The 11022-nt window shown below is 42.0% G+C and carries 8 protein-coding genes; 7 read left to right on the plus strand and 1 reads right to left on the minus strand.

Annotation, left to right across the window (positions count from 1 at the left end):
* The first annotated feature begins 551 nt into the window (after positions 1–551).
* Positions 552–3275 (plus strand): preprotein translocase subunit SecA, encoded by a 2724-nt coding sequence (gene secA, locus C8R30_RS14965; RefSeq protein ID WP_090665626.1) that lies wholly within the window; start codon positions 552–554, stop codon positions 3273–3275.
* Between the two features lie 240 nt (positions 3276–3515).
* Here the strand turns inward: secA and C8R30_RS14970 are convergent, their stop codons facing one another.
* Positions 3516–4127, minus strand: a complete 612-nt coding sequence (locus C8R30_RS14970; protein WP_090665622.1) for an exopolysaccharide biosynthesis protein — start codon at positions 4125–4127, stop codon at positions 3516–3518.
* A 691-nt stretch (positions 4128–4818) separates the two neighbouring features.
* On the opposite strand from C8R30_RS14970, the gene C8R30_RS14975 reads away from it, so the two are divergent.
* The 6 genes from C8R30_RS14975 (at position 4819) to C8R30_RS15000 (ending at position 10969) form a co-directional block, all read left to right on the plus strand.
* A complete protein-coding gene (locus C8R30_RS14975) occupies positions 4819–5412 on the plus strand; it encodes an XrtA/PEP-CTERM system exopolysaccharide export protein (RefSeq protein WP_420812421.1) in 594 nt (197 codons plus the stop codon).
* Between the two features lie 71 nt (positions 5413–5483).
* Complete coding sequence (locus C8R30_RS14980; protein WP_090665620.1) at positions 5484–7040, plus strand: XrtA system polysaccharide chain length determinant; 1557 nt, start codon at positions 5484–5486, stop codon at positions 7038–7040.
* A gap of 25 nt (positions 7041–7065) precedes the next feature.
* Positions 7066–8064, plus strand: a complete 999-nt coding sequence (locus C8R30_RS14985) for an XrtA-associated tyrosine autokinase (RefSeq protein WP_090665618.1) — start codon at positions 7066–7068, stop codon at positions 8062–8064.
* Positions 8061–9575, plus strand: coding sequence for a TIGR03016 family PEP-CTERM system-associated outer membrane protein (locus C8R30_RS14990; protein ID WP_090665616.1), 1515 nt, complete (start codon positions 8061–8063; stop codon positions 9573–9575). The genes C8R30_RS14985 and C8R30_RS14990 overlap by 4 nt, the downstream gene beginning before the upstream one ends.
* 20 nt (positions 9576–9595) lie before the next feature.
* Positions 9596–10462 carry an XrtA/PEP-CTERM system-associated ATPase gene (locus tag C8R30_RS14995; RefSeq protein WP_090665614.1) on the plus strand — a complete coding sequence of 289 codons (867 nt, stop codon included), beginning with the start codon at positions 9596–9598 and terminating at the stop codon, positions 10460–10462.
* Positions 10463–10552: 90 nt separating this feature from the next.
* Positions 10553–10969: a polysaccharide deacetylase family protein gene (locus tag C8R30_RS15000; protein WP_107790493.1), complete on the plus strand. Its 417-nt coding sequence runs from the start codon at positions 10553–10555 to the stop codon at positions 10967–10969.
* The last annotated feature ends 53 nt before the right edge of the window (positions 10970–11022 follow it).

Raw genomic sequence — 11022 nt, forward strand, 5'->3', positions numbered from 1 at the left:
GCAACTCGATCCCAGAACAATAAGGCTTGAGACTCTATAAATCAATATGATATCTCTAGTTTAAGAGGAAAAATGAACTCCGAAACTTTAGTTAATAGTATTGAAGAATACTCCTTTCGGTGCCTAATTTCTTAGGCTTTACCCATTTATGAGCGCCTCCTCATTAATTTAGGTAGCTTCTTAGATATGATGTTCAGTTTTAGAAGATAAAGCTAAAATAATCACTTGGCTATAATCTTATTTACTTTGATCCAGTGGAGAAAAGTAAAATGATGAGTAACTTTTCTACCTGCGCTAGTGGTGTTTGCTCTGACTGCTGTTTTGAGTATGGTAAGATGTGCAATATTCTCAGATAGCCTCCTAGGATACAGGTGTTAAAGAAATTATCAAACGGAAAATCAAAACGTGTCGTTAGAAATTTTTCTTTGAGATCCTGACTCTTGAAAACACTGGATTGATAAGGTCTCCTTTCGAAATCTCCAGCCACTGCTTCCAGTAAAATTAGATGGATTATTCGGAAACCGCAAGTTATTAAATTAAAATATTTTCATATGCTAAACAATTTGCTTAAACGGATTTTTGGTAGTCGCAATGACCGCCTTGTAAAACAATATTATAAGATAGTGAATACTATCAATGAGTTGGAGTCAAATATCGCAGCTCTTGCCGATAACGATTTGCGTAATAAAACTCAAGAATTTAAGCAACGTTTATCCGAGGGTGAATCTCTTGATGATTTGCTGCCAGAAGCGTTTGCAGTTGTGCGTGAAGCGAGTAAGCGTGTGCTGGGAATGCGACATTTTGATGTGCAGCTCATTGGTGGAATGGTTTTGCATGATGGGAAAATCGCTGAAATGCGGACGGGTGAGGGTAAAACCCTTATGTCGACATTGCCTGCTTATCTCAACGCATTAACCGGGCAAGGTGTCCATATTGTGACGGTAAACGATTATCTTGCTAAGCGCGACTCAGATTGGATGGGGCAAATTTACCAATTCTTAGGTTTGTCAGTGGGCGTTATTGTTTCGCAGATGCCGCATGAAATGAAACAGGCAGCCTACGCTTCCGATATCACTTATGGCACTAATAATGAATATGGTTTTGATTACTTGCGCGATAATATGGTGGGTCATCCAGCCGAGCGTGTACAGCGCGCCCTTAATTTCGCCATTGTCGATGAAGTAGATTCGATTTTGATCGACGAGGCGCGTACTCCGTTAATTATATCAGGTCAGGCAGAGGGCGATACCGAGATTTATGTGCGCATCAATGCGTTGATACCGGAGCTGAGTCGACAACAAATCGAGAAAGGGCCGGGTGATTATAGTGTCGACGAAAAAGCGCAACAGGTATTATTGAGCGAGGAGGGATTTGAGCATGCTGAAAAACTGCTTGCCAAAGCGGGTTTATTAGCGCCAGGTTCAAGCCTTTATGATCCGGTCAATATCAATTTGATTCATCATCTGAATGCAGGTTTGCGCGCGCATGCATTGTATAACCGTGATCAGCATTATGTGGTACAGAATGGTGAGGTTATCATTGTTGATGAATTCACTGGGCGCTTAATGCCGGGAAGACGCTGGTCAGAGGGGTTGCACCAAGCTGTCGAGGCAAAAGAAAATGTACCCATTCAGAAAGAGAACCAAACCCTCGCATCGATTACATTTCAGAATTATTTTCGCATGTATCACAAGCTTGCGGGTATGACGGGAACAGCGGACACCGAAGCATTTGAGTTTCAGCAAATCTATGGATTAGAGACTGTCGTCATTCCAACGCACCGAACGATGATCCGTGAAGACCGGATGGATCAGGTTTTCCGTACCATACAGGAAAAATATCAGGCTATTCTGGAAGATATCAAGGATTGTTATCAACGTGGACAACCCGTACTGGTTGGAACGACATCCATTGAGAACAACGAGTTGCTTTCATCTTTTTTGAGTAAAGAAAAAATCCCTCATCAGGTGCTCAATGCAAAGCAGCATGCCCGTGAGGCCGATATTATTGCGCAAGCAGGCCGGCCCAAAATGATTACGATCGCAACTAACATGGCTGGCCGGGGTACGGATATTGTGTTGGGCGGCAATCCAGAACCGGAAATTCAACAAATTCGCTTGGATGAATCGCTTGATGAAGAAGCTAAAGCAAAGCGAATCGCTGAGGTGCAGAAGGCTTGGCAAGAAAGGCATGATAAAGTAATCGAATTGGGTGGATTACATATTATCGGCACGGAACGGCATGAGTCACGCAGAATTGATAATCAATTGAGGGGGCGTGCAGGGAGGCAGGGCGATCCGGGTTCTAGTCGTTTCTACCTTTCGCTTGAAGATTCGCTGTTAAGGATATTCGCATCAGACCGAGTGGCCAGTATTATGACTCGCCTCAAAATGCCAGAAGGAGAAGCGATAGAACACCCTTGGGTAACCCGTGCGATAGAAAATGCACAGCGCAAGGTAGAAGCGAGAAATTTCGATATTCGTAAACAATTACTAGAGTTTGATGACGTTGCTAACGATCAGCGTAAAGTGATCTATCAGCAACGTAATGAACTGCTCGAAGCGCAGCAGGATATCTCAGACACAATAACAGCTATCCAGGAAAGTGTAATCACCAACCTTTTCAATCTTCATATTCCTCCTCAGAGTATTGAAGAGCAGTGGGATGTGCCCGGATTAGAGAAAGCGCTAGCAAGCGATTATCATCTTCATTTACCTATTCAAGATTGGTTAGAGAAAGAACCGGATTTGCACGCCGAAACTTTATTGGAGAGAGTGATGGAAGCGGCCCGCGAGCATTATCGGGCTAAGTCAGAAACAGTGGGCAGTCATCTGATGCACCAGTATGAGCGCGCTGTGATGCTTCATAGTCTCGATACGCATTGGCGGGAACATCTTGCCGCATTGGATCATTTACGCCAAGGTATTCACTTACGTGGCTATGCGCACAAAAACCCCAAGCAGGAATACAAACGGGAAGCTTTTGAGTTATTTGCCAACATGCTTGAGGAGATCAAGACTGAGGTAACCAGAATACTTATGACCGTTCAAATCAGAAACGAGCAGCAAGTCGAGACTGCTGCTGAGGTGACGCAAGCACCGCTCAAGGTAGAGTATCACCATGCATCGTATGAAGAGGTCGTAGACAAGAAGCAAGAAGAAACTCAAGAAAAACCTCAGCCTTTTGTTCGTAAGCGCGATAAAGTGGGGCGCAATGATCCCTGTCCCTGTGGTTCCGGGAAAAAATATAAGCAATGTCATGGAAAGTTGAAATAGGAAAGAGCAAGCGAGTAATCTTGCTATCTATTTTCAATAGCGATGTCGATTTAAATAAGAGGGAGTCGATTCGTAAGCTAATTTTAGTTTCAAAGCTGTTTATCCTAATTTGTCGGGGCCAAAAGTTTATAAATGAGATTTTGGGGAAAGTTCAATTCCTGATCCCGACTTGACTTACCTACAATAAAACTTATCTTGCAATCACAAGGAAGGGCTTAGAGGGAAATTCAGGCGCTATCGCTAATAGAAAGATGGCATGGATACACCCATCCAAATTAGCGTAAGAATAATCAAAGTTATGCCTACGCCGATTGTGCCAACGATCATGCCTACTATTATGGTCAATCCATCTTTGTTGAGCAAACCGAGCGACATGATAAGAATCCCCCAACCCGGTGGAAAATTTGTCAATGGGATAGGAAGCGAAATAGAGATCGTAAAAATAAAGGCAAAAATACCAATGATTCGCTCCCAGGCATGTACGCTAATATAGGTCAACCGAGGATGTAAGTAGCTTTCAATTTTGCGCAACCACGGCGTTGCCTTCTCAATCATTTTTTCAAGGCTTTTTCTGCTGATTTCTTTTTTACCTATCCATTCGGGAAGCCAAGGCGATTTCATCCCCCATATCATTTGTACAGAAAATATAAAAAGAGGAATGGAAAAAAAAGTGGTATAGCCTGGAGGGACGGGAATGGGCAGGCAGATAGGCAAAGCAGCAATGGCCAGTAAAATACCAAATCCTCGTTCGTGAAGAGAATTCTTGATTTCAGTGACGCTCATTTTGTCGTTGGTACTTTGGACGACAACTTGTAGGAGTAATTCAGAGGTATTGCGTTCTTTGTTCTCCATTAATATTCCCTTATGATCAAGCTAGGGCATTTTAGCGAGTTAAACGATAATAAAAAAATTATTTTGTTTTTTGGTACGTATAAGTGGAAATCTGATCACCTTAAAGTAGCGTGGAGGGGTAATTATCAAACTTTATTCGTTTGAGTGGAGTTTGAGGTAAATAATATTAAAGTGTATAACTGAAATTAATTTGTGTTTTAATTGAAACAAAAGCCCATTGTGATGATCTGAATCGCCTGTTACCAGTCTTTGGGTGCGAAGCGATGTGTGATCATATTCAAGTGATTTCAAAGAAAGAGGAGAAGAGGTTGATATTAGACTGCGCTCCGCCTAATTTTATCGATGTGTTGCCTTTTTGTTTTAAAAATAATGTGTTTGTTGAGAAGACTGGTTACTACTCTGAGATATCTTTGATAGGTAATTAGGCGATCAAGAAATATTTTCTACCACCAGCCCATTATGTACTCAAAGACAGTTTTAGAAGCGATAGACTGGTTTTCAACATAAAACGCTATGGGCGCGGCGTATCGATTTCAATTTTTGAAATACCTCTATATAAATGCCCAATTTATAGCATATGAAATTTAAATTTATATATTAATATTCGAAACAGGTTTGTATATCTGGATATCTTTAATTTTTAGAATGAGGAATTCAAGTGAATATTCTGCATACTAGTGTTGCTAGCTGGTTGACTGGTTTTTTTAGTGTATTTTCAATATTCATATTCACTGGTTGTACAACCTATCCATTACTGACTAATCAAGGAGAGCGCGTTCCTCACGATTATTTGATCGGGCCTGGCGATAGCTTGAACATTATCGTATGGCGTAATCCCGAAATTTCGATGATGGTGCCGGTTCGTCCTGATGGCAAGATTACTACACCCCTCGTGGAAGATTTACCAGCAAGTGGGAAGACTTCTACACAATTGGCACGCGATATAGAAGAGACGTTATCTAAATATCTTCAGCAACCTGTCGTAACAGTAGTCATAACAGGCTTCGTCGGTCCATTTAGTGAACAAATTCGAGTGATAGGAGAGGCTGCGAATCCGCAAGCGCTTCCGTATCGCGAGCATATGACGTTAATGGACGTACTAATCGCCGTTGGAGGTATTACCGATTTTGCTGCGGGTAATCGAGCGAGGATCATTCGAACGGTAGACGGAAAACAACAGCAGTTCAGGGTTCGATTAAACGATTTGATCCGGGATGGTGATATCACGGCGAATGTTCCGGTTTATCAGGGTGATATCCTGGTGATACCCGAAAGTTTCTTTTGATGATCTGGTAATCCTGGAAGAATCAATCCTGATCTAATTAATGAATTGTAATAATTGGAGTGTGATGCACCATGGATGAGTTAATGGCTCAACTGTTAGTTTATATTAAAGGTATATGGAAATACCGTTGGGTTGCCATAGCTGTTGCATGGATTATTGCAATTGTGGGTTGGGCGGTAGTGTATCGATTACCTGATAATTATGAAGCATCGGCAAGAATTTATGTGGATACTCAGAATATCCTCAGGCCACTTATGGCTGGGATGACTGTTTCTCCTAATCCTGAGCAACAAGTTTCAATAATGAGTCGTACCCTCATTAGCCGTCCAAATGTAGAAAGAATCATCCGTATGGTCGATTTGGATGTAAAAGTCACAAATGATGCTGCGTATGACAAACTGGTCACTTCGCTGATGAAAGATATTAAGCTTGCGGCAGCGGGAAGGGATAATCTCTTTACTATTTCCTATAGTAATAAAGATTCCAGACTTGCCAGAGAAATTGTCCAGTCCCTGCTGACAATTTTTGTAGAGGGCGGGCTCGAAGGTAAAAAACAGGATTCTACTTCGGCGCTCCGTTTTATAGATCAGCAGATTGCCGGATATGAAGAAAAACTAATTGCTTCAGAAAATGCATTGACAGCGTTCAAACAAAAGAATATCGGATTATTACCTGGGCAGGGCGGGGACTATTATACCCAGCTAACAAATGCATTGGAAAATCTCGAGAAAGCAAAGCTTGCGCTGACGGAAGCTGAAAAAGCCCGAGATGCGGTTAAAAGGCAAATTACGGGTGATGAGACAGTACTCCTGCTCGAAACGCAGGATTCGATTTCCGGGAGAATAGTCAATCCAGAAATCGATGCGCGAATCCAGTCGCTTAATCTAAATTTAGATAATTTAAGATTAAATTATACCGACCAACATCCGGATGTGATTGCAACCCAGCGTTTGATTACTCAACTTGAAGAGCGTAAAAGAGAAGAAGCAGCGTTGTTGGGGTCTGCGGAGGATCATGGCAAGAATTACAGTCCAATGCTGCAGCAATTGAATATCGCTTTGACAGAAGCTGAGGCGATCGTTGCCTCCATGCAAGCACGTGTGGCTGAATATACCGCCCGCTTTGAACGGCTAAAGTCAATGAGTGTTATGATTCCTGCTGTTGAGGCAGAGTTGACACAATTGACGCGCGATTATAATGTTAACAAAGCTAATTATGAGAAGCTGCTGGAACGACGGGCATCTGCTGAAATATCTGGAGAGCTGACTTCAACAACAGGGTTGATGTCATTTAGAATTATTGACCCGCCAACGGTTCCGGAGGCACCTTCAGGTCCGGATCGTAGAAGATTATTTTCCTTTGTTTTCATTGCTGCATTACTAGCGGGAGTTGGGGCTTCTTTTGTGATTAGTCAAATTCGACCGACATTCCATAGTCAATCAGATCTACGGCAAATCACTGGATTGGCAATACTAGGGACCGTACCCATGATATGGACGGATCGAGAAAAATCTAAGCGCAGAAACCGTTTGTTGGCGTTCAGCTTGTCGCTGTTATTGTTAATGAGCCTCTATGCATTATTGATGGTATACGTAAAACTTCCTTTCCTGCAGACCGTTTTAAGGTGATATACAAATTTTATGATTATGATGTATGTATTTTTCTCAGCAAAATGATGTTGAGGACAATAAATTATCGGAGGGAAAAGTGAGCATCATAGAGAGGGCTGCAAATAGGCTTGGGAAAAATACAGCAACGGCACGTACTTCTGAAACAACAGAGGATATCAATGTAAGTCTACCCAGTGAACGAGTTGAGGCCAAGATTGAGGCCAAACAAGAGGAGGCTGATAAAGAGGGGGCTAATAAAGAGTCATCTAACGATATCATTGAAAACAAGCAAATTAAATCTGATATTGTAGCGACGACCCAAAAGCAAATTTTGATTGACCTTGATAGGCTACATCAACTAGGTGTAGTTACCCCTATGCATGGGAAAACTCAAATTGCCGAGCAGTTCCGCCTGATTAAACGGCCTTTGTTGGTGAATGCTTTTAATCAACATACCGGAATCAAGAATGGTAACTTAATCATGATTACGAGTTCCCTGGCAGGTGAAGGGAAGAGTTTTTGTTCCATTAATCTGGCCATGAGTATTGCCATGGAAATGGATCATAGAGTGCTATTGGTAGATGCGGATGTGGCACGTCCTTCTATCCCCAAGATTCTTGATTTCAATCCAGAAAGAAAAGGATTATTAGATATCATACTTGATGATCAGCTCGATGTTTCCAATGTTTTAATAAAGACCAATATTGATAAATTAACGATTATTTCTGCCGGGACACGTCACCCCCATGCCACCGAATTACTGGCAAGTCAAAGTATGGGAGCAATCTTGACGGAACTTGCACAGCGATATCGTGATCGCATAGTCATTTTTGATTCACCTCCATTGCTTTTGACCAGCGAAGCGCGGGTACTGGCTAGTCAGATGGGGCAAATTGTCTTGGTGGTGGAAGCAGAGAGAACAACGCATCAAACGCTAAAGGAAGCTTTGCGACAGATTGAGTCTTGCGATGTTGTCAACCTTGTTTATAACAAGGCGAGAGCATTTCCCGGTGCGGGGTATTATGGCTATTATTATTCATGAGCTCATCAAACCGTAATAACTATCGATGTGGATTTTTTTTCCTAGTTATATTCTTAATTACCGGAAATTTACTGGTTTTTCCTGTTGCCGCGGGTGATTGGAGGGTGGAGCCTCGATTAAATATCATAGAGAGCTATACCGATAGATTGAGATTAAGGGAAGGGGGGAGTGAATTTATCACTCAGATCAACCCAGGTGTTCAAGTAATCGGAGAAGGGCGCCGCTTTAACACCAATCTCAATTACATGATGAATAACCTCATCTATGCGAATAATAGTGAGTTTTCCAGAATAAGGCATTTGCTCAACGCCAATGCAACTGCCGAGCTCATCGAGGATCGTTTTTTTGTAGATGGTCGAGCATTAATTTCTCAACAAAATGCTTTCTTATTCGAGCCACAAGCAGTAGATAACGTTAATCCCATCAATAGAAGAAGTATCAGCAGGTATAGTATCAGCCCTTATTTTAGGCATCGCTTTAAGGATCTTGCTTCAGCCGAGTTACGTTATGTCTATGGTGAAGTCCATGCGAGTGGGCGTGGTTTCTTTGATAATACGAGCGATTCGGCGATCGCTAGCGTGAATAGCGGCTCTGCTTTTAGAACATTGGGTTGGGGACTTAATTATAGTCATACACAAATTCATCGGGATCAACTTAGGACGATTCAGCTAGAGCGCTCTACAGGGCTTCTACGCTATAGGCTTACACCTCAGTTTGATTTAATCGCAACCGGAGGTTACGAGCGAAATAGTTTCATTTCAATTAGGGGAAAATCCTCTAGTCCAACCTGGACAGCAGGTTTCTCATGGGTGCCGACTGAAAGGACAGAAATCGATTTTGCAGCGGGACAAAGGTTTTTTGGTGACACTTATCTGGCTTCATTTAATCACCGCACACGAAGGACGACATGGTCTTTACGCTACAATGAGGATATTACTACTTTTGGTCAGCAGGCGCTATTCGGATCTTCCCTTGCTACCGCAGCGTCTCTAAGCCAATTACTGTCTGGTATGCAAAATAGCGATGCTATTCTTAATCAGGGTATACCTTTTGCTTTTTCTGACCCTAATAATTTTTTAACTAACCGCCTATTCTTACAAAAACGCCTGGAAGGGATACTCGCTATCAATGGTCGAAAAAATACAGTGATATTCAGAGGATTCAATATGTCAAGACGGGCCTATACGGGAGATGAGGAGGATATTTCGTTAATCGGGGCTGCAAATGCGTTATTAATGAGAAATACGATTCAAACAGGGGGTAATGTGTCTTGGAATCACAGGCTAACTGCTAGAACCAGCGCAAATTTTAATTTCAGTTACATGAAGATAGACTTTCTAACTAGCGATAGACTAGACGATAGTTTACTCTTCATGTTTAGTCTTAATAAACAAATCACACCTAATGTGAATGGAATGATTGGTTATTTTCATAATCGGCGTGATTCTAATCAAAGGGGGGCTGATTTCAGTTCAAATACGATCACAGCTTCATTGAACATGAATTTCTAACCTATAAAGATTTAAATATTATGTATTTATCTTACTATGGCCTTAAGATTAAACCATTCCAGTTAAAGCCTGACCCTAGTTTCTTTTTCAGTAGCAAAGGGCACAAACGCGCTATGGCTTATCTCGAATATGGTTTGTCACAAGAAGATGGTTTTATCATTGTTACAGGTGAAGTCGGTGCAGGTAAAACGACATTGATGCGCCATTTGTTTCAAAGGTTAGAAAAAGATCAATTCATAGCCGCGCAATTGGTCAATACCCATCTTGAAGCAGATGATATCTTAAGGATGGTTGCGGCCGCTTTTGGATTACCCCACTTGAATGCTACCAAAGCCACGTTATTATTAGAGATTGAGCAGTTTCTCCGGCAGTCTGATAAGCAAGGAAAGCGAGTATTGCTTTTAGTGGATGAGGCGCAGAATTTGTCCACGAGCGCACTTGAGGAGCTGAGAATGCTTTCAAATTTCCAGACGGATGATAAGCTCCTACTCCAGACGTTTTTACTCGGTCAGCCTGAGTTCAGAAAGACCCTGCTTGGTAGCGGTATGCAGCAACTCCGACAGAGAGTGATTGCAACCTATCATCTCGGACCGCTCGATGCCACTGAGACTAAATCTTACATTGAACATCGATTAATCACGGCGGGTTGGTCTGGGGATCCTTTGATACGAGATGACGCTTTTGATGCGATTTATAGCTTTACAGGCGGTATTCCTCGCAAAATCAATACGCTGTGTGATCGTTTGTTGATAATGGGATGCTTGGAAGAATTACATACGATAGGCCAGGAAGAGGTGAACGTAGTCATTCAGGATATACAACAGGAATTTGATTTACCTGTTAATACTGACCTAGGGCCAGACGAATTAAATACACATACGGTTTGAATCAGCGCGAGTTTGGTAAATCAATAACGCCAAATCGAGAGCGACAAAGTTATTGTGCCTAGAATGGTTTTTGGGGGGATAGCAGAAGTGATGATTCGTAACGCCATGACAATAGATGTGGAAGATTATTTCCAGGTTTCGGCATTTGCTTCTCATATATCGAGAGATACATGGGAAAGTATCCCCTGTAGGGTAGAAAGAAATATTGATAAAATTCTGATGCTGCTGGATGAGAAGCATATAAAAGCGACCTTTTTTACCTTGGGCTGGGTTGCTGAACGCTATGCAAGTATGATCAAACGCATTGCTGATAGTGGGCACGAGCTTGCCAGTCATGGCTGTAATCACCACCGTGTTTACGAATTAGGTGCCGCTCTGTTCCGTGAAGATCTCATTAAAAGTAAAAAATTGCTTGAGGATAGAGGGGGCAATCCTGTAGTGGGCTATCGTGCACCGAGTTTCTCGATAAATAGTGTCAGCCCGAAAACTCATAAATTGAATAAGTAACAAAAGGTTACATTTTATTTTTAGAGACGAAGTTTTCTTGGGAATAGAGTAAA

This window comes from Nitrosomonas nitrosa (genome assembly GCF_003051105.1).
Classification (GTDB): domain Bacteria; phylum Pseudomonadota; class Gammaproteobacteria; order Burkholderiales; family Nitrosomonadaceae; genus Nitrosomonas; species Nitrosomonas nitrosa.

Coding starts and splice junctions, on each gene's coding strand:
- secA (WP_090665626.1), top strand. CDS start 552: ATGCTAAACAATTTGCTTAAACGGATTTTTGGTAGTCGCAATGACCGC.
- C8R30_RS14990 (WP_090665616.1), top strand. CDS start 8,061: ATGAGCTCATCAAACCGTAATAACTATCGATGTGGATTTTTTTTCCTA.
- C8R30_RS14995 (WP_090665614.1), top strand. CDS start 9,596: ATGTATTTATCTTACTATGGCCTTAAGATTAAACCATTCCAGTTAAAG.
- C8R30_RS14980 (WP_090665620.1), top strand. CDS start 5,484: ATGGATGAGTTAATGGCTCAACTGTTAGTTTATATTAAAGGTATATGG.
- C8R30_RS14985 (WP_090665618.1), top strand. CDS start 7,066: ATGTATTTTTCTCAGCAAAATGATGTTGAGGACAATAAATTATCGGAG.
- C8R30_RS14970 (WP_090665622.1), bottom strand. CDS start 4,127: ATGGAGAACAAAGAACGCAATACCTCTGAATTACTCCTACAAGTTGTC.
- C8R30_RS15000 (WP_107790493.1), top strand. CDS start 10,553: ATGATTCGTAACGCCATGACAATAGATGTGGAAGATTATTTCCAGGTT.